Origin of the sequence: Rothia sp. (in: high G+C Gram-positive bacteria), from assembly GCF_030540545.1 — a bacterium.
Lineage (GTDB): Bacteria > Actinomycetota > Actinomycetes > Actinomycetales > Micrococcaceae > Rothia.
The window spans coordinates 160,286-183,840 of record NZ_JAUNVZ010000002.1 but is presented as its reverse complement, the minus strand read 5'-3'; the positions used below and the strand labels follow the sequence as shown (position 1 = coordinate 183,840).

Below are 23,555 nucleotides of genomic sequence, written 5' to 3'. Positions count from 1 at the left end.
TCTACCCGCGGCCGGTGCATCGTCCTCTGCACTGTACCCCCGAAAGGATACTGCCCTTATCCTACCGGTAGGTTATCTCTACTCTCGTTCTACCTATGCTTGTTCTATCTACTCTAGCGCTTTTTCGGGTCACTCCCGTCCATACTCACCAGAATGCGTGTGCCTTCTCCGCCCGGGTGCTCAGCCAACCAGAGCGGGTCGGCTGCCTCAAAGATGAGAGTGCCGCCCGCATTGTGCACGCGTTCAGCCATGCCTTTGAGCCCGTTACCGCGCACGGTACCCAACCCCACCCCGTTATCCATCAAATCCAGAGTGGTTTCGGTAATACGGTAGCGTGTGGCTTGCGCCTGCGCATGACGCATCGTGTTCGTGGTGGCTTCACGCAACACCCAGCTAAAGAGCGCCGCGTTAATGGTGGGTGCTTCTTCTACCTCAATATCGACGTCAACACCGGCTACCCGCAGGGCATCTGCGCTGGCGGCAACCTGCTGCTCGATTGTGGGAGCGCGCAACTGCGTGACGGTCACGCGTGTTTCAGCCAGGGCTGCGCGGGATAGTTTCTTCACCTCTTGGATTTCTTTCAGCGCGCGCTCAATGGATTCTGGACTCCCGTTTTCAAGCAGCCGCTGCGCCAAATCGGTTTTCATGCTGATAACGGTCAGGGAGTGGCCGAGAATATCGTGCACATCGCGGGCGATACGTTCGCGTTCACGCATCATGTCCATCTCGGTTTGAGCGTGTGCATCTTGCTTTTCGCGCTCTCCACGGTAGGTAATGATGATCATGCCTGCTGCGGGGAAGGAGAGCGCAGGCAGCAGAGCCCACAGGTACCCGTCGTAGTCCAGAAGGAAAGCGCTCACCGCGAAAAGCGCGGAGAGGGTCAGCACCATGCCGATACCCACCCGGTAGCGTAGTGCGGCGTCCATATCGCGGTAGGTGAGCCAGAGCATCAGGTAGTACAGCAGCAGGCTGTAACATTGCACGGGCCAATAGTAGGGTGCTTCTTGGGTGAGCATGCCCGCCACCGGTAGGCTCAGTAGCGCAGTCCAGGCTAGCGGTACCGGTATATTCCACCGGTTGTTCACCAGCCAGGGTGCCACATAGCTGGTGCAGTATAGGAGACTAAAGAGCATATAGCAGCAGCTGAGGATGAGGGCGTTCTGTTCGGTTAGGGCGTTGAGGTAGGGGAAGAACAGGAAGACGAGCCAGGGCGCACTGGCTGTGAGCCCATGCCAATGGTAGGTGCGGTCTGCGGTGCCCGCGCTCGTGGCGGGTGCGGTGTGTGCGGTTTTCATGGCGTTACCTCGGTGGCTTCTTTATCTTCTTGTATTCTATCGCTGCGTGCCGCTGGCTGCGATACCGCCGGGTGTGGGTATCGCAGCCAGTTTTGGGGCGTGTTCTTGGCGCTGTGCTGTATTGAGCGCGCTGTGCTGTATTGGAGCGCTTGCGGTATGAGCGCCATGCTGTATTTAGCGACGCACGGTGGCGCGGCGTCGCCAGAGCAGCGCCAGCAGCACGGTGAAGATCAGCAGCCATGCGCCGTAATTTGCCAGGGCAGCCCCCAGACTTTCGGTCATGTAGCGGAACCCTTCATCATTCTGGTAGATAATATCCCCGTTGGTGAAGGGTCGGCGTGCCAGCTGCGCCATACCGTAGAGCGGGGTGTAGCGTGCCCAGGGCATGAGCGTTTCGGGCAGCGGAACAAAGAGAGTGCCGAACATGGCGAACATAACCACCAGGCCGATAGCGATCGATACGGCGTTCTCGCCGGGGATAATCAGGGCCGCGACCATGCCGTAGAGCACGAAGAGCAGCGAGGAGAAAATAATGACGGCGGCGCATCCTAGTAGCTGCGGTGGCGGGATTTTAGTGCCGGTGCATACGCCCACCCCGAAGACTGCGGTGACCGAGAGGGTGGCTGCGCACAGGGCTGTGATAATTTTGCTGGCCAGGTAGTGACTAAAACGTAGGGGTGTGAGTCCCAGGGTGCGCGCCCATCCGCTCTGTAACTCGGTGACCATATTTCCGCTCAGGGCGGTGGCGGAGAGTACAGCCCCGTAGATTGCCATGCCGATCATAACGTAGGTGCCCACTGTTCCGTCATGCATGGGGAATGAGGAGCTGCTTTGCATGGCGCCAAAGAGCAGGTAGAAGGCGACCGGCATGAGAATGAAGCTAAAGAGTGCGCTTTTGTTCAAGACGGTGCGCAGAATTTCGTAGTAGGTGTAGCGAAGCATGATGTTTCCTTAGCGTGCGATACGGCGATGGGATTTAGCCTGTGTGAAACCGGCCTATTTGGAAGCTGTGCGATTGGAGTCAGCGCGGTTGGATTCTGCCACCAGATACGTGAAGGTTTCGTCCAGGGTGGGTTTAATAATTTCCAGGTCGCTGATGCGGTGCTCGGCCAGTAGAGCGGGCAGGATTTTTTCCACCTCGGTGCTGGTGAGCTTGTGGCGGTATCCGGCGCCTTCGGGGATGATTTCTACCTGCGGTAGGGCTATGGTGTCGCTGGCGTAGAAGCTCATATGTTTTGCTCCGGCCAGGGATCGCAGGTCTTCGGGGCTGCCGTCGGCGATGATTGTGCCACGGTTGAGCATCACGATACGTTGGGCGAAGTTTTGGGCTTCTTCCAGGTAGTGCGTGGCGAAGATAATGGTGATTCCGCTGGCGGCTACGCGTTCCATGCTGGCCCAGAAGGCTTGGCGGGCGTTGACGTCCATGGCTGCAGTGGGTTCGTCAAGGATAAGCAGTTGCGGCTGGTGCATGGTGGCTAGGGCGTAGCGCAGGCGCTGCTGTTCGCCGCCGGAGAGGGCACCTACTTTGTGCTTGCGTAGCTTGGTCAGCTGCGCTTGCTCGATGACGGCTGCTGTGTCGATGGGGCGCGGGTAGAGGGCTGCCAGGGAGAGCACGGTTTGTTCGACGGTGCTGTCTTTGAGCAGTCCTCCTTCTTGGAAGATGGCGCCGATGTAGCCGGCTCGTGCCTGGGTAGCGGGGCTTTTGCCGTTGATGAGCACGGTGCCTTCGGCGGGTGTGGCAAGCCCCAGGATCATGTCGATGAGGGTGGTTTTGCCGGCGCCATTGGGTCCCAACAGCGCAATGATTTCGCCGTGCTGGGCGGTGAAGCTTATGCCGTCGATGGCGGTAATGCTGCTGTGCTGCGTGGTGAAACGCTGGTAGACGTTGCGGATGTCGATGACCGGGGGAAGTACTGTTGTTTTCATAGTTCTAGTACATCAGATGCGCCCTCGCGGCAGAAGGGCAGAGTGTCATCACTTGGCCATGACAGATGTCATGACTGCGAGCACGGCAAAGGGCGGGTGGATTAGTATCCACCCGCCCTTTGTCCTTATGAGAGTCTCAAGGAAGAACCCTTAGATCAGGCCGCCGGAGCCGCCACTACGAGAGCTGCCGCCCTCAGCATTGGGGATTTCCTTACCGGAACCCATACGTACCATCTTGAAACCGTCCCCATCTTCAATGGTATCGATGTCAATAATATTGAAGTCGAAATCTGCGGTCGAGCTTTCCTCCTTCATGCGAACGCTCATATGCAGTTTGCCGGAGTATACCGACCAGGTGCAGAATGCCTCCAGATTATCAATGGTCTTTTCAGTACCGCCGCTCTTACCCGAGGCAGCCACACTGCACTTTGCGCCAGACTCAAACTTGAAAATCATCGTCAAATCCTGAGTGGTTTCTGAAGGAATACGTACAGCGAAACGAGAGGAAGTAAAGTCCGAGGAGGTGTATCGGCTAGCGCTCGAAGAGCTGGGTGCCGGGGATTGGCTGTACGGTGCGCTGCTGGAGGTCGAGGAGTGCGCTATCGGGGTGCTCGAAGAAGAAGCCACCGCAAATACACCGGTCATAAAGAACACCAGCAGAATAACCAGCACCAGGCCAACGCCTCCGCCGACCAGACCAAGAATCAGACCGGTATTGGAACGGCGAGGAGCGGGGTAGCCGGGAGCGCCGTAGGCTGCGCCGGGTGCTGCATAGGCTGCCGGCTGCGCGGGTGCCTGCTGGTATGCGGTCTGTGCCGGTGCTACAGGTGCTGCCTGTACGGGCTGTGCCGGCTGGGCGGGCTGAGAAGTTGCCTGTGCGCTGGACTCGCGGGAAAGCACCTGGCCGAGGGCAAGAGCGCCCTGGTATTCAGCTTCGCTGGGTGCACGGCCGTAGGTGCGGGTAAATTCGTTGTACCATTCGGCGTAGCTCTTGGCGCCACCAGAAGAGTTGGGGTAGTTGCTCATCGTAGTATCCAATGCATGTCGTGGGATGCGGGTATGACCCGCTGAAACTCTCAGGTATTTACTGTACGGGATAAAGCTTATAGATAGCTGAAAACTACCCCGCTTTTCCTGCAAACTCGCTGAGAGATAAGGCTGATTATTCCGGGCGGTTGTGTAACGGTGATTGTGTGGGGACCATAGCCATGATCTAGCAAAGATCGCTTCTTCTTGATCCGCTGCACAGCTGCCCTCTCAGCTCGCTCTCACCATACACTCCCCCATACAAAAGCAGCGGGGCGGATACTCATGTATCCGCCCCGCTGCTCTGAACTGAGGGCTATGCGCCGTACTTATCCGCGTACCTCGTCAATACGCTTGTACTCTATATTGGGGTTCTCCTTATTCTTCAGGGTGTCCTTATCGACAATGGTCAAACGCTCAACAAATGGTTTAGCGGTGCCGCTACCATCGGACTGCCAGCGACCGCTAACGAAAATGTAATCGCTGATGAAGGACCAGTCGCAGGTTGCCAGCACATCCATATTGTGGACCTGAGCGCCGTTACGTTCGCTGTGCATATCCAGGGAGCAGGTGCCATCCGCCTTGAGGTGGAAGACAATAGCTACTTTCTCACCGTTATTGAGAGTACCCACAGCGGCAAAAGTACCCGCCATCGTTGCCTTATCCTTGGTGGAGCCGCCGGGCGCTGCCGCGCTGGTGGTGGTGCGCTGAGGTGCAGGCGAGCTGGTGGTGCGGCTCGGGCTCGGGGTGGAGCGTGGTGCGGGTGGCTCACTATTTTCGGTTGGTCGCGCCTCCGGGGAGGTAGTCGCCGGAGCGGGTGCTTGGGTGTAGGCGGGCGCCGCGCTCGTAGTGCTCTGCTGTGCCGCCGGAGTATTTGAGGAGGGGCGGCTGCTGACTGCAAAAACCACAATCAGCACGATGACTAGCAGCAGTGCCGCGCCGCCTCCGGCGATACCTAGGATTAGACCGGTATTGTTCTTCTGCGCTGCAGGGGCACCGTATGGTGGCTGGCCGCCATAACCTGGTGCGTTATAGGGTGCATTGGAATAGCCGGGTGCGCCATATCCGGTGTTCGCAGGTTGGGAGTATCCGCCGCTATAGGGGGAGGGGCTGGCTGCGGGAGCCGGTGATACTGCGGGCTGCGCCGGTTGGCTCTGGGTAAAAGCCGCGGGTGCATTCGGGTCTCGTACTTCACCGGCGGCAATGGCGGCGTTGTAGTCCTCGGCGGTGGGCTGACGGTTGTGCAGACCGTAGAAGCGGTCAGCCCATTCTTGAGGTTCTAGGGGGCTGGGGCCGAAGGGGCTCTGGCTCATGGGATTCTCCTGTATGTTGGGGTGTGATGAGCGCGCACAATTGCGCGGGTATCTGTTTTCTACAGTAGGCGCCCGGGCTGGAGGCTTCCTGGTGTTTAGCTTGGCTTTTGATGAATACGAGCTGGGAGTTTCCTCAAAGCGATTCGCAGCGCGTCTCTCCCCTGCCCTTCGGCGTCTTAGGCGATCTTCAGAGCGTACTAAAGCGGTGGGGTGGATACTCACGTATCCACCCCACCGCTTATGGTTCCAATCAGCCGTACCGTTAAGAGTTCATTCGCTTCATCTCGAGCTTCTTCTCCGAGGTGCTACTTACGCCGTTCGTTTTCTCAGTCTTTGTACCGTCAAGAGTCAGGGTTTTACCGTCGTTAGAGAGAGTCGCATGACCCTCCTTAGAGGAAGAATCCCAGCCCTTGAGAGTGATATTGTTGCCGTTCTGTTCCCAGGAGCAGCCATCGCTCACTTTAGTCTTCTGAGCAGAGCCCAGACTCATCTCTACCTCGCAGCTCTTATCTTCTTTGAGTTCCAGAGTGATATAGACGTCATCGGTATTGATCGAGCTCGGAGGAGCCGACCCATCACCAAATGCCTTCTCCATCTGCGCATAATCTGCCTTGTACTTACCGGCTGCGCTCTTCGGCTGAGAAAACATACCAATAACCGCCAAAGCAATAACCACCAGAAGGATCAAACCAACGGTAGCAGCCGAAGACCAGAGCAGCACCTTCGCGTTCTTCTTCTGCTCGGGGGTTTGGGGCGCCGGCTGCGGAGCCGGAGCAACACCCGCCGGGACAGCGCTCTGCGGAATAACTACCTGACCGGCAGCAAGAGCAGCCTGGTACTCCTCAGCGCTAGGCTGACGGTTATGGGCTGCGTAAAACTGATTCGCCCAGGACTGCGGATCCAAGGGCGCAGGATTCTGACTCATAGCTCTCCTCATATGCTATGGCGCGCCTAGAATGCAGCGCGCAGTGTCCATGGTTGGCTCTACTCTAGCGCCTCAACTATAAAGAAGGCTGAAAGACACTGCCTCCCTCAGCCCGTTACCCGCATACAGCAAGATATAGTGAGCAGGCGAGCGCTGCATCCTTCTCTCTTGAGTACTCCAATAAACAGAAAGCGGGTAGATCCTCGAAGAATCTACCCGCTCACGCCCATGAGGCTATTACACGCGTTTGAAGGTCACGCTAGTACCGGTGGGGCCGTCATCCGAATCGTCACCAGCCCAGAGAACAAAGTCCTTGCCATCATCGGAAAGACGAGCCTGAATCTCATCGGATTCTCCCTCAATCTTAAAGGAGTAGAGGTGTTCGTCGGTCTTCTGCCAGGTGCAATCAGCGCTATTCTCGCGGTGGGAACCCAGCTTAGCAACCAGGGTGCAGGTGTTATTTTCCTTGATGTCCATGCGCATATAGGACTGCGCCACGGCATCGGAATTAATCTCGGATTCGCTCGCACCACTCTGCTGCGCCAGCTGCTTCATATCCACCTCGTATTTACCGGCCGGTCCCTTGGGCGCAAATACACCGCTGACCGCCAGGATAATAACCAGCAGAATAATGGCTATACCACCACCGCCCAGTGCGTACCACAGGGTCTTCTTGGAGGCGGGCGCCGCGGGTTCCGGAACGGTGCCGGGTGCAGACATACCGGGCTGAGCTGCCTGTGCGGGCTGTGCGGGCGGGATATTGGAAGGCTGGGGAATATTCTCAGTCATGGGTTACCCTCTATCTATCATTGGCTGTGTATTGTATGTGTTTGGGGATTCCCCCGTTGCTATTAGAGGAAACAAAACACTCAACCTATGGTATAGGGTTACATGTATCTTGCGATACGAGTCGCACTCACATCTCAGAGTAAAGACCTATAAACGCGAAAGCATAAAACACCGGGTAGGAAAGGAGAATAATCCAATCCTACCCGGTGTATACACGCTATATATTAGCCAGAGATCTCTAGCGAGAGCTTAGGAAACGCGCTTGAATTCAACAGAAGAGCCCATTGTCAAAGAGCTATCCTTGCTCTTGGCATTCAGGCTCTTACCATCTTCGCTCAGCTCAACATCGACAGAAGACTCACTGCTAGAATCAGATGTCGAAGACTTAGCGGTCAGAGTAACCTTACGGCCGTCCTGGCTCCAGGTGCAGTCCTTGGTGACTTCCATATTTACAGGCCCAGCTGCCATCGACATGGAGCAGGTCTTATCGCTCTTGAGGTCCAAAGTCACCTTGACACTAGCACCGGCAGGAAGGCTTAGGCTGCTACCACTAGTGGACTTAAAGTAGTCAGTCATATCCGCTTCATACTTACCTGCAGCGCTCTTGGTGCCACCAAAAACGCCGAAGACAAAGAGCAGCACAACCACCAAAATAATGGCAAGCGCGCCACCACCCAGGCCAAGCCACAGGCCCAGATTAGACTTCTTCGCCACGGGCTGCTGAGGATAGCCAGGCTGAGCATAACCGGGCTGCGCGCCCTGTGCGTAGGCAGCCGCATCCTGAGCAGGCTGCTGCGGAGCTACCGGCTGAGCGGGCTGTGCGGGGGCGTTGGGATTAACAACCTGGCCGGCTGCAATAGCTGCCTGGTAATCATCAGCGTTAGGCTGGCGGTTGTAGGTCGCGTAGAACTGGTTAGCCCAATCCTGCGCCGAGAGGGGACCCTGAGGGTACTGAGACACGATGCTCCTCTATTAACGGTTTTGTGTAGTGCCCCTCTACCCTATCACGCACCGCCGTACAGAAAAAGCCCGCTTATGCACGTTTAGCCCGGGTAAACCTGGGCTAAACGTGCATAAACGGGCTTTTTCTACGCTGCGTCAGAAACTAGCGGGTCGGCTTCGCGCCTCGACCGCCCAACTGGCGGCCCGCGTTCTCGTCATTCTTCAGAGCGGCACGCAGCTCCTTAGGCAGGGAGAAGAGAATATCTTCCTTAGCGGTCTCAACCTCTTCAATGGTGCTATAACCGTACTCAGCCAGCAGCTGCAGTACCTCCTGCACCAATACCTCGGGCACCGACGCACCGGAGGTCAAACCAACGGTCGCCACTCCCTCAAACCAGGACTCATCCACCTGGTGAGCGAAGTCCACACGCTCGGCACGCTTAGCGCCGTATTCCTCGGCCACTTCCTTCAGACGCACAGAGTTCGACGAGTTCGCAGAACCAACCACAATCACCAAATCAGCCTGAGGAGCGATCTCCTTAATGGCGCCCTGGCGGTTAGAGGTCGCGTAGCAAATATCATCCGACGGCGGATCCTGCAGAGAAGGGAAACGCTCGCGCAGGCGCGCCACAGTTTCCAGGGTCTCGTCCACCGACAGGGTGGTCTGAGAAATCCACACGACCTTATCGGGGTTGCGTACGGTCACCTGATCGACCTCGTCAGGAGAGTTCACGATCTGAATATGGTCGGGGGCCTCGCCGGCGGTACCCTCGACTTCTTCGTGACCGGTGTGACCGATCAGCAGAATATCGTAGTCTTGCTTAGCGAATCGCACAGCCTCGCGGTGCACCTTGTTCACCAGGGGGCAGGTTGCGTCAATAGTGTTCAGTTCGCGCTCACCGGCGGCTGCGACTACAGCCGGGGAGACACCGTGAGCGGAGAAAACGGTCACCGAACCCTCGGGTACTTCATCGACTTCGTCCACGAAAATCGCACCCTGCTTTTCCAGGGTCTCCACCACGTGGCGGTTGTGCACAATCTGCTTGCGCACGTACACGGGCGCACCGTAGTGTTCCAGTGCCTTTTCCACGGCGATCACGGCGCGATCCACGCCCGCGCAATAACCGCGGGGGGTTGCCAGCAGGACTTTCTTCTCGCCGGTAACGGGCGCTGCTGCTTCGATATCTTCGCGGGTGCGGCGTACTCGAGGTACGACGGGCAGACCGAGGGAGATGGTTTCAGTGGACATGAACTCTATCCTACGTGGTTATGGCGCGGTGCGTGAAGTGCCTGTGCGCTGGGTCGCAGGCGCTTTCCGCGCGTCAAGCTTCAGCCTTTAAAGGTACCGTGTTCACTGCCCTGCGGCACTATAGTCTCACCTCAGTTTCACCTTAAGCGTTGCGCCTGTGCCCGTTTGGTGCACACTTTTGGTTTTTATAGGTCACAATAGAGATATGAGTATCCCTGCCACGATGACACCCTCCGGCCAGCTGGTGGTGCCTGCGCTCTCGGAGCGTCAGCTGCCGCCGAAGGCAAATATGACCGAGGCGACCAACCCATGGCCGCTGGCGCTTCTGGCGACCAATACCCGCGATTATTTGGCGAAGATCCCGCAGACCTGGGTTGAGGCTCAGGTGGTTTCTATCCGACACCGCGGTACCACTGTTTATATCGACATTAAGGATCTTGAGCAGGACTATTCCTTCTCAATATCCCTTTTTGGTCGTGCCGCTGCCACTCTTCCGCAGAATATTCAGCCGGGTTCGCGCATTGTTGCCGCGGTCAAGCCCAGCCTGTGGAAAAACGGTAGCCTGATGCTCAATACTCAGCAGATCTACGCGGTGGGTACCGGTAATCTGCACGAGCAATTGCAGCAGCTGCGCGAGAAGCTGCAGGCTGAGGGTCTGTTCAACCCGGCTCTGCGTAAGCCTCTGCCTTATCTGCCGCATCGTGTGGGTCTGATTACCGGCCGTAATTCGGATGCTGAAAAAGACGTGATTCGCAATGCTTCGGCGCGCTGGCCGCAGGTGGCTTTTGAGGTGCGCACCGTCAAGGTTCAGGGAGCTGATTCTCCGCGTGAGGTCATTGCCGCACTGCGTGAGCTGGACGCTCACCCCGAGGTGGATGTGATTGTTATTGCCCGTGGCGGCGGTTCCTTTGAGGATCTGCTGGGCTTCTCCGATGAGGCTCTGATCCGTGCCGTGGCGGCCGCTCAGACTCCCGTGGTCTCGGCTATTGGTCACGAGGCGGATCAGCCCCTGCTGGATCTGGTGGCTGATTTCCGCGCCTCCACCCCCACGGATGCCGGTAAGAATATCGTGCCGGATCTGAGCGAAGAGATGGCGGTCATTCAGGATTCGCGCATGCGCATGAAGGCAGCCGTTACGCGCTTCTTGGATATGCAGCACCAGGGGCTGCAGGCGATTCGTAGCCGCCCGTCCATGTCTCAGCCCGAGACCGATTTGAATTGGCGCACCGATGAGCTTTACCGTCTGCGTGAGCGTGCCAGTCGCGCGGTGGAGCAGCGCATCCGCCGTGAATCCGACGCAATCGGTCATACCCTGGCGCGTGTGAGGGCTCTTTCTCCCCTGCAGATTCTATCGCGCGGTTATTCGATTGTGCAGCGCGCTGACGGTTCACTGGTGCGCGATACTTCTCTGCTAACCTCCGGCGAGCCCCTGGTGATTCACGCTGAGCAGGGCACCGCCGATGTTCGCGTGGTCTAGTCTTTCAACCCGATATAACGCTTGATACAAGGAGTATAAATGTCTGAAAATATTGTCTTCTCTTCCGAGGCCATGGGTGCCCCGGTGGATACCCTCAGCTATGAGCAGGCTCGTGCTGAGCTGGATGCGGTCGTCCGCCAGCTTGAGAGCGGTCAGAGCAATCTGGAGCAGTCCATTGCCCTCTGGGAGCGCGGTGAGGCTCTGGCTAAGCGCTGCGAGGCGTGGCTTGAGGGTGCCCGCGAGCGCCTGGCTCAGGCGCAGCAGGCTCAGCAGCACTAGCAGCGCCTCCTGCGTGCGGTGCGGCGTACTTCACCCCCTCGCCTGGCTCCCCAAAAAAAGAAAATGCGCATACAGAATCCCGGCACCGCCTCCTAGAAGGCAGTGCCGGGATTCTTTGTATTCTCGCGTGTATATCCGCTGATATATCAGCGTCTACAGCCAGTCTTACTTCTGCTTATAATCAGCCATAAAGTTACCCAGACGTTCCAGCGCACTGGTCAGGGTCTGCACATCGGGCAGGAAGACCAGACGGAAATGGTCGGGCTTATGCCAGTTAAACGCCGAGCCGTGGCTAAAGAGAATCTTCTGTTCCTTCAGCAGATCCAGCACGAACTTCTCATCGTCGCGAATATCGAACTTTTCAATATCGATCTTCGGGAAGAGGTAAAGCGCACCGGGTGCGGGCTTACACGTAATGCCGTCAATCTGGTTGAGCATAGTGTGTGCCAGCTTGTTCTGCTCGTATAGGCGGCCCTGGGGCAGAATCAGTTCGTTAATGGACTGGTAGCCGCCCAGAGCGGTCTGAATAGCGTGCTGTGCGGGCACATTGGAGCATAGGCGCATGGATGCCAACAGGTTAATACCCTCAATGTAGCTGGTGGCGTCCTGCTTGGGGCCGGTGATTGCCATCCAGCCGGCGCGGTAACCGCAGACTCGGTATGCCTTGGACAGACCGGAGAAGGTCAGGCAGAGCACGTCATCTTTGGTCACGGTTGCCATATTGATTGCTACGGCGCCGTCGTAGGTGATCTTTTCGTAGATTTCGTCGGCGAAGACCACCAGGTTGTGCTCGCGGGCAATGTCGGCGATACCTTCAAGAATATGGCGCGGGTATACGGCACCGGTGGGGTTATTGGGGTTGATAACCACAATGCCGCGGGTGCGTTCGGTGATCTTGGAGCGAATATCCTCCAGATCGGGGTACCAGTCGTTCTCTTCATCGCACAGGTAGTGCACGGGCTTGCCGCCTGCCAGCGCGGTGGATGCTGTCCACAGCGGGTAGTCGGGCATGGGGATCAGAATCTCGTCGCCGATTTCGCACAGTGCTTGCAGCGCCATGGGGATCAGTTCGGAGACACCGTTACCCAGGTACACGTCGTCGGTGTCCAGGGAGAGGATTCCGCGGGTTTGGTAGTACTGCACAATGGCGGTGCGTGCCGAGTACAGGCCGCGGGAGTCAGAGTAGCCCTGGGTTTCGGGCAGGTGACGGATAATGTCCATCATAATGGCGTCCGGCGCTTCAAAACCGAAGGGGGCGGGGTTGCCAATGTTCAGCTTGAGGATGCGGTGGCCGCGCGCTTCCATGCGCTGGGCCTCTTCTAGAATGGGTCCGCGAATGTCATAGAGAACATTATTCAGTTTTGAGGATTGACGGTAGGTTGCCATGTTATTTCCTAGGGTGTTCTAACCAAAATTTCGCTGCGTCTTCAGTGGAGACGGGGTTAGCGCCGCCGGTCAGGCGTAGCAGGAAAGTTATGTTGTTGTTATCTAGCGTAGCCGATACTTTCGCGATTGTCTCACGTGCACTGGCGGGCAGCTGCGCTCGGGTTAGAGGCAGCAGCTGTTGCCGCATCTGGATATTCTGCGGGTCTGCTAAGGTCACTAGTAGATTATCACTGATTGCAGGGTCTACAGAGCGCAGCTGGGCGATCTGGGCGCTTCCGCTAATAATGGCGGCGACGCGATCTGCCGGGTTGGAATCGTTGACTACGCTTCCAACGGTGAATTTATAGGCTTTGGTGATTGCGTCCATGCCGTAGCTGCTGGTTGCGTATGAGCTGGAGAGCTCGTAGCGCAGCCCGGCGGCTTGAGGGTAGTCGGCAATCTGAGCCAGGGAATTAATGCCACTCACGGTGCTAAAGGCGCTGGTTACGGTGAGCACCTCGTCAAAGTCGGCGTTGAGTGCATCCTGCACGCTAATGTTTTCGGGCAGCACGCGTTTAATGGCGTTGATAATATCACTGCTGCTCATGGCGCGAATATTGAAAGCGCTACTGGAGCTGGGCGAGGCGCTGGGGGTGGGCCCCGTGCTTACGCTGGGGCTGGGTTTGAGGGTGACTCCGGCGGCTTCTGCGCTGGCGCTTGCACTGGCTGCGGCGCGTTCGCTGGCGATGGATGCGGGCGAGAGTTTCGCGTCTTGTGTGCTTTCTAGCAGCAGGTCGTGGGATAGGTCCAGCACGATATCCAGGCTGGCGCCTTCGGTATTGGTTTCTTCGCTATTTTGCAGGGCGCGAGTGTATTCTTCGCGGCTATAGGTGCCGGTGTGAATAATGACTTCGTAGCCCACAGCAATAAGCGCCTGCGCGTACACGGCGGCGATAATGGGCATGTCTTCGACCCCGTGCAGGTGCAGGTTTAGGGGGCGGTACGCGCTGGCGGAGGGGTCGGGGGTGTAGCTGGGTTTGGTTTCTGCGCAGGCCGATAGGAGCGCGCCCATACCAAGAAGCGCGCCGGCGCCCAGCAGAGTGCGGCGCTGCAGGGTTCGGTGCTGCATGGTTCGGCGGCTAATATCGCAGCGGTTTACGCAGGTTTTATGCGGGTGATTGCTGACCATTAGGAGAGCTTTCGTGCGTTTTCGTCATCTAAGAATTCGCGGTATTCGCGTGCCCAGCTGGCTGCATTGGGGTAGCCCATCATGGATGCTACCTCGTCAATCAGGCTGCCGGTGCGCAGGCTATCCAGCTCGGAGATCGGTACCCAGCGGGCAATATCGGAGGAGCCGTTCTCTTCATGGCGTAGCTCGCCGGTGACAATGTGGGCGCGGTAGACAATGCGCAGGGCGCAGAAGGGCAGCTTGGAGCCGTACATGCCGGTGCGCGCGGGGAAATGGCCGGCGTGTACTCCGAGGATGTCTTCAATGGCAATGGAGTAGCCGGTTTCTTCGAGGGCTTCGCGCAGGGCGGTTTCGTCGGCTTGTTCTCCGGGTTCCATTCCGCCGCCGGGCAGGGACCACATGGGTGCCATGCTGGGGTCTTCGGGGACCCAGCGCGTCATCAGAATTTTGCCTTGTTCGATGATCAGCGCATAGGCTGCGGGTCGGGTTTCCATTGAAAGTGCCATAGTTTCTAGTGTATCGCTTTCCCCGTGTGCTTCTGACCGTCCGGGTGCATAAGAGCCTGAGAATCCCCTGGTAGTTGAGGGTATTCCCAGGCTCTTATACGTGAACTTTTAGCCTTCCACGTTTAGGAGGCGCGCTTTTTGGCTTTGCGTGCCTTCTTGTCGGCGGCGCGGCGTGCCTGCGCATTGGCTGCGGATTGGCGCGCGTGCTGGCGGGCATTACCGTTCTTACGGGCGTTGGCTGCCTTGCGGTCATTGGCTTCGCGGCGCGCATTGGCGGCGCGCTTTTTAGCTTTTTCGCATGCTTTTTCGGCGGCGATGCGTTCGGCGCGTGCCTGTTTGGTTTCGCTGCCTCGGTCGCTGGTGGCGGTGCGGCCGCGCACAATGCCGATGAAGTCCTGAATAATGGTTTCTTCTGCTTCGGTGCGCGGGTCTTCCTTGGGGCGGCGCTTCCACACGAGGTTCACCGGGTAGGTGTCCAGGCCGGTCACGGGTCGGTAGGTTAGGTCCTTGCGATGGTAGTAGCGTGCAATGGACATGGGCACAATGTACAGGCCCACGCCTGCGGCGACCAGTTCAATGGCGTCTTTATCGTGGCGGTATTCGGGCACGCGGCGCGGGTTGGCGGCACGGTATTCTGCGGAGAGTTCAGCCCATGCGGGGAAGTCTTCAGGCTCGTGCATGAGGAATTCTTCGGCGAGCTCTTCGACGGGCACTTCATCGAGTACGGTGAGCACGTGGTCTTTGGGCAACACGACCACGGGCAGCTCTTCGTAGAGGCGAATGGAGTGGTAGCGTTCCTTATCCTGGCTTTCGGGTTCTTTATCCGGGCGCAGGATGCACATGTGCATGAGCGGTTCGGCGGCGCGTGCCTCATCGCCCAGTCCCAGGGGCTTATCGAGCATTGCCAGACCGCTATCAGTGTTTAGCGGCATTTCTGCAAGCTGCACGCGGTCGCCGTAGCGTTCATGCCAGCGGGTGAACCATTTGCCGGGCATAATGGCGGGTACGTAGCCGATGCGCAGCTGGGATCGTTCGAAGACGGGGAATGGCAGTGCCTTGGGGTGCTGAATAACCTCCAGCAGGTAGGCGGGCAGGGTGGGCAGCAGGGCGGCGAGGCGCTCTTCGGCGCTGAGTTCTTCTGCGGTGCTGTGGTTTTCAGTCATTCTTCTATCATGTCATAGTTGCGCGGCGAGCGCCTGTTTAGGGATATTGAGCACTAGAAAAACGACCCGAGATAGCTCTCGGGTCGTTTTAGTGTAGAGTCAGCGGCAGACGCTTATGCCTGCGGAGTGCCTTCGGTGGTACCCGGTGCGGGCTGCTGAACCTGCTGATTCTGCTGAACCGGCTGAACCGGTGCAACGGTCTGAACGGGCTGAACCTGCTGGATGGGCTGAATCGGCAGTACCGACTGATTCTTCGGGCTAAACTTGAGCAACATCAGAATACCGGCAACAGTCATAATCAGACCGGTAAGCGCCAGTACAGGGAAGCTCGGACCGATCGACATCAACGCGCCGTAGCTACTGGAAGACTTAGAGTTCGACAGAGCCATCCACATGAGCACGCCAAAGCCCATATGGCATAGACCCCAGACGATCGCAATAATACCGGTGGTTATACGCATCGCGGTGTTGCGCAGAGCCACGAAAAGAATCACGAAAAGCAGCAGCACGGTATTGAAGACATACGTCACCATTGCCATCGGCGTATAAGGATTCGACTCATCCAGAGACGAAGTATCGGTAAACCAGTTCAACGAGACGTTTACGCCGAACAGGCCTCCCGAGGCAATGGGCAGAACCGGCACAATATACACCAGCAGAATAGCCAGACCAATCAGACCCGCCATAATATAGTGCGCGGTCGCCGGAGGGGTCTTCTGCTTGGGTGCGTTCGCGTCGAACTGAGTGCCCTGCAGCGCGTAAGGGTTGGGGATGAAGGTACCGGTGGGCTGCTCTACCGTCAGCGGTGCGCTGGGCTGCTCGGTGTAGGCGGGAGCAGGCTGAGGCTGCGCCGGCTGCGGGGTTGCATTCTGCGCTGCTGCATTCGCTGGAGCGGGAGTCAGGGGTGCAGATACGCTCTCCACGGGAGAGACCTGCACAGGCTGCTGAGCCTGCTGTACGGGCTGTGCGGGTGCGGGCAGCTGCGGTGCGGCGCTATCGTAGCCGTAACCCTGGTTGGGGTTCTGAGTCATAGTATTCTTTCTCATCATCAACTAATGCCTTACTCAGTATAGAGAATCTTCAGGGGTTATAACTCTTTTCTCGTCACCGCCCAGTTTCAAGACTCTACTCCCCTGCTCGGTTCCCCTCTATGCTTCCCTCCCAGACCCATAGCTCGTAGGTACACTAAGGCGGTGGTACATCCGTAGATGTACCACCGCCTTAGACGCTCCTATCAGGTGAACAGCCATGCTGAAGGTGAGCGTTGGCCGCCGCCATTTAGAAGAGATAACCGGCGAACACACTGTCCTCAGCTTATCCAGCGCTGACCTTTATAGCTACTAACCAGAGCCCGGGCCCAGGGCAGCTATCTCTTCATCAGTCACGGTGGAGCTAACCTTCGCATAGTGGTGGGTGGTGGTCTCACCCTGGTAGGTCATACTCAGGGTCAGGGTGCTACCCTCAATCTCGCCGTTAAACTTCAGGGTCGAGGTTTTGAGCGTAATCGCCACATTCTTACCCGTCATTTTCCACTCGCAGGGGTATTCGATACGCTCCGCCTGCTCGCTATAGGTGACCATGGTGCAGCTATTATTGGCGCGCATCACCAGGTGAATAGCGCGCTTCTTATCCGTGAACTCGCTGGTGGGCACGGAGTAAATACCCTGGATTTCTTCACCGCTGACCGCCGGGGGACGCTCGGAGGTAGCGGTCGGGCTGGGCGCGGCGCTCGTGGTCGTTGCTGCCGGGGTGGGGGTAGCACTCGGGGTTGCGCTTGCACTCATACTCGCACTGGCAGAAGCGCTCGCCGAGCCAGTCGTAATGGGTCCCGCTGGCTGATCCTGAGCGCCCGTAGTACGGGTACTCACACCCCAAAGAATCAGAGCCAGCAGCACAATCAGTACGCTCAATGAAATAGTCAGGGTGAGCATGAGCGGCTTACGCGAGGTCGGCTGGTTATAGCTCAGGGTGCCGGTCTGATCAGGAGGCAGAGGGCCTGTGGTATGGGGAGGAAGCGCTCCCCCACCTGCCCCTGCTGCACCAGCGCCTGCAGAAGAGGCAGAGCTACCCCAGCCTTCGGGTGCGGAACGACCGGTACGATTGGCGAACTGCGCGCGGTTAAATTCGCTAAATTCATCCTCGCCCAGCAGCACGGTGCTTTCTTCATCCACATAGAAGTCCGTGCTTTCCTCATAGTGGGTGCGTACCGGCGGCTGCGCGGGGTCGACAGCGGTAACCTCGCCCGCCTCATAGGCGGCACGGTACTCGCCGTTGGTGGGGCGGCGTCCGTGGGCGAAATAGAATTTTCGTGCCCATGCGGCGGGAGTCAGGGGGTTACTCATAGTCGTTCTCGGTCGGTGAATCGGTTACTAAATACGGGCGGGGGCGCTAGCGACTTGGAGTTGCATTCGATCCCGGGCTAATCGCCAGCGAGGGGGCAGCGGCGGGCGTGCCCTCCTTGCTCGGGCGGGCGTAGGGGCTGCTGCCCGGCGCCAGAGCGGTTCCTACACGATAGTAGGGGTTCTGGTTACTATTGACGCTGTGCAAACGATCGCGGCTTTTAATTTCAAAAATATCATAGCCGTTGTCTTTATCCCCGGAAAAGACCGTGGTGACATAAATACGCGCGCTGGAGGAGTTCAGCACCCATTTGCAGCTGCTAAACGCGTCGCGATTATGGTATTCGGTATTGGCGGTGTGCAGCACATTGCTGATGGTGCAGGTATTATCCGCATTGAATTTCAGGTAGGTGTCCAGGCGGTGACCGTCAACTTCATTGGTCATAATATATTCCTGCCCGATGAAATCTTCGGCGCTATATTTTACGCGTGAGGGGCTTTCGCCGTCTTCGGTGTGTACCGGATGGTTCTGCTGTGCCTGTGCCTCTACCGTAGCGGAGGTGGGGGCACTGGCGGAGGGGCTTCGTTCCGGCCCGCTCTTGGGCTGAGTCATGGTGTACACGCCCGCCGCAGCCCCAAGGGTGAGGGCAATAGCGCCCGCGCCCAGGCCGATACTTGCGATTTTGCTCTTGCGGTTGCTCTTCTCGGTGTCTTCTTCGGGTTCGCTCTCTGGCTCTTCGAGTTGCTCTTCTGTTTCGTGCAGCTGCTCCAGATAGGGGACGTTAAAGTCCTGGCTAATATAGGTGGCTGCGGTTTCGTCCCAGATGAAGGTGCCGAAGTCTTCGTTCTGGGCATCGCTGGCTTTATCAGTGCGGTCGGTGGAGCTCTGAGCGGTGTTTGTCTCGGCGACGGGTACCTGTGCTTGGGGTACCTGCAGCTCCTGCGTGCTCTCAGGGGTTCCGCTGGCCTCCTCGGGCGTGCGGGAGTTATCGGAAGGGGAAGTATTCAAAGGGTTCTCGGTGGTCATTGGCTCTATGGTCTCGTAGGGTCACATATTCGCCGAGTGAAATGGGTGGTTGGGAAATGGTCGGTGCGCTCCCGCCCTGTAGCTCCTGTGCGGGAAGCTACGGCGCGAAGAACGCACCGACCGCATGCAGCCGTGCATAGCAAGCTGCATTCACAGGTGTTTAGACGCGAGTATAACGTTCCTGAGTAGACATAATATTCTGCAGCGTGTCTTTATCCTCAATGCGGAACATACCGCGAGTCTTGGTACCTTCCAGGTTGGTTGCCTGAAGGGTTACATGAGTACCCGAACTGCTAATGCTCCAGGTGCATTCGGTAGTTGCTTCATCAACAGTTACGGACTGGCCGTCAAGAGTAGTAGTGAAACCCATACCGCAGGTACCGTCAGCCTTCAAACGCAGCGTGAAATCGGCGTTAACACCATTGACCGGGTAACTCGTAGTGTAATTACCGGCAATCTGATCCACGGTGTACTTAGCCGCTGCACTGGTGCTGGTTGAAGGGCTTGCGGAGGGAGTTGCCGAGGCACTACGGCTCGCGCTTGCCGAGGCGCTGGCAGAGCTGCTGCTTGCACTCGGGCTGGGGCTTGCACTGGAAGAGCTTGCAGATGCGCTCGGGGACTGGCTGGCAGAGACCGACTGGCTAGCGGTAGCCGAAGCGTCTGCCGAGCTATTATGCGCCCCGCGAGGCACCACAAAAATCAGAATCAGCGCAACAACAACCAGCAGTGCCACCACGCCGCCACCAATGCCCAGAATCAGGGGGCAGCGCAGACTTCTTCTGCGGCGCGGGGTAACCAGCGTAGGCGGCACCCTGCTGATCATAGGCGTACTGGGACTGCTGCGCGTAGGGATCCTGTGCGTAGCCACCCTGGTTATAACCGGGCTGGTCATAGCCGGGTTGTGCATAACCGGGCTGGGCGGGCGCTGCATCCACGGGCTGCACCTGGCCTGCGGCGAGCGCCTGCTCATAATCCGCCTGGGTCGGGGTGCGACCGGTACGTGCCGCGAACTGGTTCGCCCAATCCTGCGGGGACAGGGGGTAAGAATAAGGAGGTTCAGACATGTTTTCTCCGATATCGGTGACGTAGTTCTTCCACCCTAACATAGCCCCCTATCACTTCAATAGTTGTACACGGTGATTCGAGGTTAGATGGTCAGGGTGCGCTCAATATAGCGCGAATATTACAGGTGTTGCTAGCCCTAGCAGAGTCTAACTCTGAGCAATCACACCGTCCGGGCCGATCACAAAAGCGTTATAGGCACTCGAGCACTGCACGGTCGAATCGCTGGTCGCCTTGCAGCTGACGTTATAAAGAGTGATCGTCTCGCCTGCGTACAGCTTCTCACCATTAGCGCCCGAAAGCACACTGGAAGAATCCGAAGCCATGAGCGTGGCATTGCTAGACACGCTCGAGCCGGTGCCCAGGGACACCTGGGCCACCGGGTTGCCGCGCTGGCCGTCCCAGCCGCTGGGCGAAGAGTTCAAATGGGACTGGCAGGTAATATCCGCCGAGGCATTATTGAACACGCACACGGTCGCGCCATTAGCGGTGCTAAAGGTGGTGGTCTTAAAGTTGGTCTGCGGGGTACCGGAGAGGAAGGGCACGCTGGTCAGCACCAGGGCGTAACCGTCCTTGGAGCACACGTGGCTGTAGCCGAAACGGCGAGTGTTTTCGGCATTATTTGCCTCGCAGGTGTAGCCCTTCATATCGCGGTTCGACGAAGAGTATGCGTAGTTGGAGAAGATGCTCTGAGCCTCGGAACAAGAGATACCGGTCTGAGCCTTCATAATGTAGATCTTGGAGTCCTTATCCCCCAGACTCGACGGGCCGGTTCCGCAGAAAGTACCCGCGCCCACCGGCGAGGTATCGGTGGACTTATTCTCGGGGGCGCGGTTTTCAGAGCGCAGTTCACGCACGGTTACCCAGCTCTTGGAGTTCGCGGCGCTTGCCGTCGAGGGGCTGGCGCTCGCACTGGGAGTGATACTTGCGCTCGTGGAGGTTGCAGAAGCGCTAACGCTGGGCGTTGTACTGCTTGCCCGAGTACTTGCGCTGGGGACAGCGGAACTTGAACCTTGTACACTAGCCTGTGCCGAAGCACTGGCGGCAGTATTTTGCTGCTGACCGAAACCCAGCTGCTGGAAAGCGAAGAAACCACCGAGCATAGCAATCAGTACCACCAGCAGAGCGGCAATCACACCCAGCAGGGGGCTGCGACGCTTCTCGGTGCGCTCGCGACGGGGATAGGTGCTGTCCGTACCGCCGGTAGAGGGTGCGGGCACAAAAGCTGCGGGTTTGGGGGCTCGTTCAGCTTCAATAGATTCGGGAGCAGTCTGCGCTGCAGGTGCAGCCGATGCCACGGCGGGCTGTATAGCGGTCGGCGCAGGAATAGAGTTGGGCGCAGGTACGCTATTGGGCGCGGGCATGGCCGTGGCGGTAGCGGGTGCGGGCAAGCTGTCAATAATCTGGGTTTCGTCCAGAATGGTGGTCTCTTCAGCGGCGGGGGCAGGCGGTACGGGAGTGTAGCTGGGCGCCTGCGCGGATGCTGCCAGGGAGTTTGCGCCCGACTGGAAGGTAAACTCTACGCCCAGGGCAGCTTTAATATCCTGCTCGCCGGGTGCGCTGCCGGTGCGCGCCATAAAGTCGGTTTTCCACTGGTCAAAGCTGGGAAGCACAGCTTGTCCTTTCTCTACTAGCTCTACCTATCTATCCTAAACTAAACACCGCTCGATATCAGGGTCGGGCTCAAGAAATCTCATGTGCGCGCCCACCCCGGTGCAGGATTCAATAGGTAGGTTACTCCCCCCTTATATTTGGGCGGGTATTTCGCGAGGGTTAAATACAGAACACCCCGGAATATTGACGGGACAATATTCCGGGGTGATCCCTATGCGCTACAGGCTAGTAGCTAAGATATTAGGCGCTGGGCTGCTGGCCGGGCTGTTCAGGCTGAGCCGGAGCTGCCGGTGCCTGCTGCATGGGAGCTTGCTGGGGTGCAGCCTGGTAGCCTTGCGGAGCCTGCTGGTACTGTTGAGCGGGCTGAGCTGCAGCATTCTGCGAGGAGTTAGACTGTACCTTGGCAATCAGCTGCTTAATATCATTGAGGGAAACCAATACAGCGGCTGCAATGAGCACCAGGCTCATCATCAGCATGAGGTACACGCCGAAGCCTGCACTCACCTTTGCATAACCTGCGGCGAACTCACCTGCTTTGCCGATAACGTTAATAGTGTCGAACAGGACAATCAGACCGGTCACCAGGGATACACCCGCGAAGGTGTAACGTGCCCATGATTTCTCGACGAACAGGTAAGCAATACCCAATCCAAGAATCGCAAGACCCAGGATTAGAATGAAAGGACCGTCAAGGTCACGCTCGTACCAGTTAATGCTCCTACTTGCACTCACGCCAAAACCGGAAACACTTGCGGTCAGCGCGGGCATGAAGCTTGCAATAATGGTCAGCAGTGCTGCGCCCAGTGCGCTCAGGTGAGCGATGGTGCCGAGCTTATTCTCTGCCATGCGCTTGGTGATAATGTTCTGTGCGTTTTTGGTGGCGCCCTGTGCGAATTGTGCGGCACCGACTGCGATCTGCTGTGCACCTGCTGCTGCCTGCGCTAGGCCTTCGGTGCTCTGAGCTGCGGGCTGGGTTGCGGCAGACTGTGCCGGAGCGGTCTGTTCAGCGGCGGGGACAGACGGTGCGGGTTGAGCGGGTACGGGCTGAGCGTCGCTAATGTGGCCGATCTGTGCGGCTGCCTGGTATTCGGCGTCGGTTGCTGCGCGGCCGTTCTTTGTCTGGAATTCGGCGTGCCATTGTGCGGCGGGCATGGGGCCGATGGGCCATTGAACGTTCATACGTTCTTTGTCCTCTCTATTTTATCGTTGTTGGTCTTTCCCAGGGTATCGTTTATGCGCGTCAGGGCGCAATGCGAATCGGCACAATACAAACAGTAAACAGCCCTTTCCCCCGGTCAGGGCATAAAGCTGTGGGGTGTGCGGGCACAAAACCCACACACCCCACACCACGTATTAGCAGTTTAGACAGTCAGCGACTACTGACCAGCCGGTGCAGCTACCTGCGCTTGTGCTACTACCGGGCGCTTAGCCGGAATCAACGCAACCACAATGCATACCAGAACCACAACACCCACCACGCACAGCAGAGTCGGTGCAATAGAGGCATCCACGTGCACAGCATCCGGGTATACACGATGCCACTCAGGGTTATTCATAGTGTGCATACTATCCAGACGCGTATTGAAGTACTCAATACTACGACCCAGGGTACGGGGCAGAGTGATGAGGATGAAGGGGATACCCAAGGACAGGATAGCTGCGGTGATACGCAGCCAGCCCTTACGCAGCCATAGTGCCAGGGCGGTGAAGATGAAGGGCAGTACAGCTAGTACGGCGTAGGCGTATACGTACATGGTGATGCTGAACATGCCGGAGGATCCTCGGCTTAGGTCCAGTACGCTTAGGTCGCCTCCGCTGGTTGCTTCGGGGCTGTAGCCGTTGAAGGTGTAGGTTTTTCCTGCCATGGTTGCGGTGATCATGGGCAGCAGGAAGATGAGGAAGGTCAGCGGGATGCTGATCAGGATGGTTGCTAGCGCGGTGGTTTGGCGCTTGCTGTATGGTTTCGCCGGTTTTTTGGGTGCCATTTGGGCGGGTAGAGTAGTCATTATTTTCTCCTGATAGGAATTGTAAATCTAATATGTGTATAGGGAATATGGTCTGATATGGGG

Annotated in this window: 23 protein-coding genes; 2 read left to right on the top strand and 21 right to left on the bottom strand. The window is 57.7% G+C overall.

From position 1 onward, the window contains the following. Window positions 1–113: 113 nt before the first annotated feature. From Q4P78_RS02485 to Q4P78_RS02445, 9 genes are all read right to left on the bottom strand, one after another. Window positions 114–1,295: a sensor histidine kinase gene (locus Q4P78_RS02485; RefSeq protein ID WP_303338731.1), complete on the bottom strand. Its 1,182-nt coding sequence runs from the start codon at window positions 1,293–1,295 to the stop codon at window positions 114–116. A gap of 174 nt (window positions 1,296–1,469) precedes the next feature. Continuing rightward, complete coding sequence (locus Q4P78_RS02480; protein ID WP_303338730.1) at window positions 1,470–2,237, bottom strand: ABC transporter permease; 768 nt, start codon at window positions 2,235–2,237, stop codon at window positions 1,470–1,472. Between the two features lie 54 nt (window positions 2,238–2,291). Beyond that, on the bottom strand, window positions 2,292–3,221 hold the full coding sequence (locus Q4P78_RS02475) for an ABC transporter ATP-binding protein (RefSeq protein WP_303338729.1): 930 nt from the start codon (window positions 3,219–3,221) through the stop codon (window positions 2,292–2,294). 150 nt (window positions 3,222–3,371) lie between these two features. After that, a complete protein-coding gene (locus tag Q4P78_RS02470) occupies window positions 3,372–4,247 on the bottom strand; it encodes a hypothetical protein (protein WP_303338728.1) in 876 nt (291 codons plus the stop codon). A 329-nt stretch (window positions 4,248–4,576) separates the two neighbouring features. After that, window positions 4,577–5,560 carry a hypothetical protein gene (locus Q4P78_RS02465; protein ID WP_303338727.1) on the bottom strand — a complete coding sequence of 328 codons (984 nt, stop codon included), beginning with the start codon at window positions 5,558–5,560 and terminating at the stop codon, window positions 4,577–4,579. A gap of 262 nt (window positions 5,561–5,822) precedes the next feature. After that, window positions 5,823–6,485, bottom strand: coding sequence for a hypothetical protein (locus Q4P78_RS02460; RefSeq protein ID WP_303338726.1), 663 nt, complete (start codon window positions 6,483–6,485; stop codon window positions 5,823–5,825). A gap of 237 nt (window positions 6,486–6,722) precedes the next feature. Continuing rightward, window positions 6,723–7,274 (bottom strand): hypothetical protein, encoded by a 552-nt coding sequence (locus Q4P78_RS02455; protein ID WP_303338725.1) that lies wholly within the window; start codon window positions 7,272–7,274, stop codon window positions 6,723–6,725. Between the two features lie 249 nt (window positions 7,275–7,523). Then, on the bottom strand, window positions 7,524–8,234 hold the full coding sequence (locus Q4P78_RS02450) for a hypothetical protein (RefSeq protein ID WP_303338724.1): 711 nt from the start codon (window positions 8,232–8,234) through the stop codon (window positions 7,524–7,526). Window positions 8,235–8,379: 145 nt separating this feature from the next. Then, window positions 8,380–9,465 carry a 4-hydroxy-3-methylbut-2-enyl diphosphate reductase gene (locus tag Q4P78_RS02445; RefSeq protein ID WP_303338723.1) on the bottom strand — a complete coding sequence of 362 codons (1,086 nt, stop codon included), beginning with the start codon at window positions 9,463–9,465 and terminating at the stop codon, window positions 8,380–8,382. Between the two features lie 205 nt (window positions 9,466–9,670). On the opposite strand from Q4P78_RS02445, the gene xseA reads away from it, so the two are divergent. Together xseA and Q4P78_RS02435 are read left to right on the top strand one after the other, a co-directional pair. Then, entirely contained in the window at window positions 9,671–10,942 is a 1,272-nt protein-coding gene (gene xseA / locus Q4P78_RS02440) for an exodeoxyribonuclease VII large subunit (RefSeq protein ID WP_303338722.1), read from the top strand. A gap of 39 nt (window positions 10,943–10,981) precedes the next feature. Next, window positions 10,982–11,221, top strand: coding sequence for an exodeoxyribonuclease VII small subunit (locus Q4P78_RS02435; protein ID WP_303338721.1), 240 nt, complete (start codon window positions 10,982–10,984; stop codon window positions 11,219–11,221). 165 nt (window positions 11,222–11,386) lie between these two features. Here the strand turns inward: Q4P78_RS02435 and Q4P78_RS02430 are convergent, their stop codons facing one another. The 12 genes from Q4P78_RS02430 to Q4P78_RS02375 form a co-directional block, all read right to left on the bottom strand. Beyond that, on the bottom strand, window positions 11,387–12,607 hold the full coding sequence (locus tag Q4P78_RS02430) for a pyridoxal phosphate-dependent aminotransferase (protein WP_303338720.1): 1,221 nt from the start codon (window positions 12,605–12,607) through the stop codon (window positions 11,387–11,389). Between the two features lies 1 nt (window position 12,608). After that, complete coding sequence (locus tag Q4P78_RS02425; protein WP_303338719.1) at window positions 12,609–13,775, bottom strand: glycine betaine ABC transporter substrate-binding protein; 1,167 nt, start codon at window positions 13,773–13,775, stop codon at window positions 12,609–12,611. After that, on the bottom strand, window positions 13,775–14,281 hold the full coding sequence (locus Q4P78_RS02420; RefSeq protein WP_303338718.1) for an NUDIX domain-containing protein: 507 nt from the start codon (window positions 14,279–14,281) through the stop codon (window positions 13,775–13,777). Before Q4P78_RS02420 ends, Q4P78_RS02425 begins: the two co-directional genes overlap by 1 nt. A gap of 122 nt (window positions 14,282–14,403) precedes the next feature. Further along, a complete protein-coding gene (locus Q4P78_RS02415; RefSeq protein WP_303338717.1) occupies window positions 14,404–15,444 on the bottom strand; it encodes a LysR substrate-binding domain-containing protein in 1,041 nt (346 codons plus the stop codon). A 113-nt stretch (window positions 15,445–15,557) separates the two neighbouring features. Continuing rightward, entirely contained in the window at window positions 15,558–16,475 is a 918-nt protein-coding gene (locus Q4P78_RS02410) for a hypothetical protein (protein WP_303338716.1), read from the bottom strand. A 309-nt stretch (window positions 16,476–16,784) separates the two neighbouring features. Further along, window positions 16,785–17,786 carry a hypothetical protein gene (locus Q4P78_RS02405; RefSeq protein ID WP_303338715.1) on the bottom strand — a complete coding sequence of 334 codons (1,002 nt, stop codon included), beginning with the start codon at window positions 17,784–17,786 and terminating at the stop codon, window positions 16,785–16,787. 46 nt (window positions 17,787–17,832) lie between these two features. After that, entirely contained in the window at window positions 17,833–18,810 is a 978-nt protein-coding gene (locus tag Q4P78_RS02400; RefSeq protein WP_303338714.1) for a hypothetical protein, read from the bottom strand. Between the two features lie 160 nt (window positions 18,811–18,970). Further along, on the bottom strand, window positions 18,971–19,543 hold the full coding sequence (locus tag Q4P78_RS02395; RefSeq protein ID WP_303338713.1) for a hypothetical protein: 573 nt from the start codon (window positions 19,541–19,543) through the stop codon (window positions 18,971–18,973). Further along, the gene (locus Q4P78_RS02390; RefSeq protein ID WP_303338712.1) at window positions 19,482–19,874 is read right to left on the bottom strand and encodes a hypothetical protein; all 393 of its coding nucleotides are present in this window, start codon (window positions 19,872–19,874) and stop codon (window positions 19,482–19,484) included. The genes Q4P78_RS02395 and Q4P78_RS02390 overlap by 62 nt, the downstream gene beginning before the upstream one ends. Window positions 19,875–20,021: 147 nt before the next feature. Continuing rightward, complete coding sequence (locus tag Q4P78_RS02385; RefSeq protein WP_303338711.1) at window positions 20,022–21,485, bottom strand: hypothetical protein; 1,464 nt, start codon at window positions 21,483–21,485, stop codon at window positions 20,022–20,024. 241 nt (window positions 21,486–21,726) lie between these two features. Further along, entirely contained in the window at window positions 21,727–22,665 is a 939-nt protein-coding gene (locus Q4P78_RS02380; protein ID WP_303338710.1) for a hypothetical protein, read from the bottom strand. 197 nt (window positions 22,666–22,862) lie between these two features. Continuing rightward, on the bottom strand, window positions 22,863–23,492 hold the full coding sequence (locus Q4P78_RS02375) for a hypothetical protein (RefSeq protein WP_303338709.1): 630 nt from the start codon (window positions 23,490–23,492) through the stop codon (window positions 22,863–22,865). Window positions 23,493–23,555 lie beyond the last annotated feature (63 nt).

Bases quoted from the DNA above. Each gene is read 5' to 3' on its own strand.
- Q4P78_RS02485 (WP_303338731.1), bottom strand. From the start codon at position 1,295: ATGAAAACCGCACACACCGCACCCGCCACGAGCGCGGGCACCGCAGAC.
- Q4P78_RS02480 (WP_303338730.1), bottom strand. From the start codon at position 2,237: ATGCTTCGCTACACCTACTACGAAATTCTGCGCACCGTCTTGAACAAA.
- Q4P78_RS02475 (WP_303338729.1), bottom strand. From the start codon at position 3,221: ATGAAAACAACAGTACTTCCCCCGGTCATCGACATCCGCAACGTCTAC.
- Q4P78_RS02470 (WP_303338728.1), bottom strand. From the start codon at position 4,247: ATGAGCAACTACCCCAACTCTTCTGGTGGCGCCAAGAGCTACGCCGAA.
- Q4P78_RS02465 (WP_303338727.1), bottom strand. From the start codon at position 5,560: ATGAGCCAGAGCCCCTTCGGCCCCAGCCCCCTAGAACCTCAAGAATGG.
- Q4P78_RS02460 (WP_303338726.1), bottom strand. From the start codon at position 6,485: ATGAGTCAGAATCCTGCGCCCTTGGATCCGCAGTCCTGGGCGAATCAG.
- Q4P78_RS02455 (WP_303338725.1), bottom strand. From the start codon at position 7,274: ATGACTGAGAATATTCCCCAGCCTTCCAATATCCCGCCCGCACAGCCC.
- Q4P78_RS02445 (WP_303338723.1), bottom strand. From the start codon at position 9,465: ATGTCCACTGAAACCATCTCCCTCGGTCTGCCCGTCGTACCTCGAGTA.
- xseA (WP_303338722.1), top strand. From the start codon at position 9,671: ATGAGTATCCCTGCCACGATGACACCCTCCGGCCAGCTGGTGGTGCCT.
- Q4P78_RS02435 (WP_303338721.1), top strand. From the start codon at position 10,982: ATGTCTGAAAATATTGTCTTCTCTTCCGAGGCCATGGGTGCCCCGGTG.
- Q4P78_RS02430 (WP_303338720.1), bottom strand. From the start codon at position 12,607: ATGGCAACCTACCGTCAATCCTCAAAACTGAATAATGTTCTCTATGAC.
- Q4P78_RS02425 (WP_303338719.1), bottom strand. From the start codon at position 13,775: ATGGTCAGCAATCACCCGCATAAAACCTGCGTAAACCGCTGCGATATT.
- Q4P78_RS02420 (WP_303338718.1), bottom strand. From the start codon at position 14,281: ATGGCACTTTCAATGGAAACCCGACCCGCAGCCTATGCGCTGATCATC.
- Q4P78_RS02415 (WP_303338717.1), bottom strand. From the start codon at position 15,444: ATGACTGAAAACCACAGCACCGCAGAAGAACTCAGCGCCGAAGAGCGC.
- Q4P78_RS02410 (WP_303338716.1), bottom strand. From the start codon at position 16,475: ATGACTCAGAACCCCAACCAGGGTTACGGCTACGATAGCGCCGCACCG.
- Q4P78_RS02405 (WP_303338715.1), bottom strand. From the start codon at position 17,786: ATGAGTAACCCCCTGACTCCCGCCGCATGGGCACGAAAATTCTATTTC.
- Q4P78_RS02400 (WP_303338714.1), bottom strand. From the start codon at position 18,810: ATGACCACCGAGAACCCTTTGAATACTTCCCCTTCCGATAACTCCCGC.
- Q4P78_RS02390 (WP_303338712.1), bottom strand. From the start codon at position 19,874: ATGTCTGAACCTCCTTATTCTTACCCCCTGTCCCCGCAGGATTGGGCG.
- Q4P78_RS02380 (WP_303338710.1), bottom strand. From the start codon at position 22,665: ATGAACGTTCAATGGCCCATCGGCCCCATGCCCGCCGCACAATGGCAC.
- Q4P78_RS02375 (WP_303338709.1), bottom strand. From the start codon at position 23,492: ATGACTACTCTACCCGCCCAAATGGCACCCAAAAAACCGGCGAAACCA.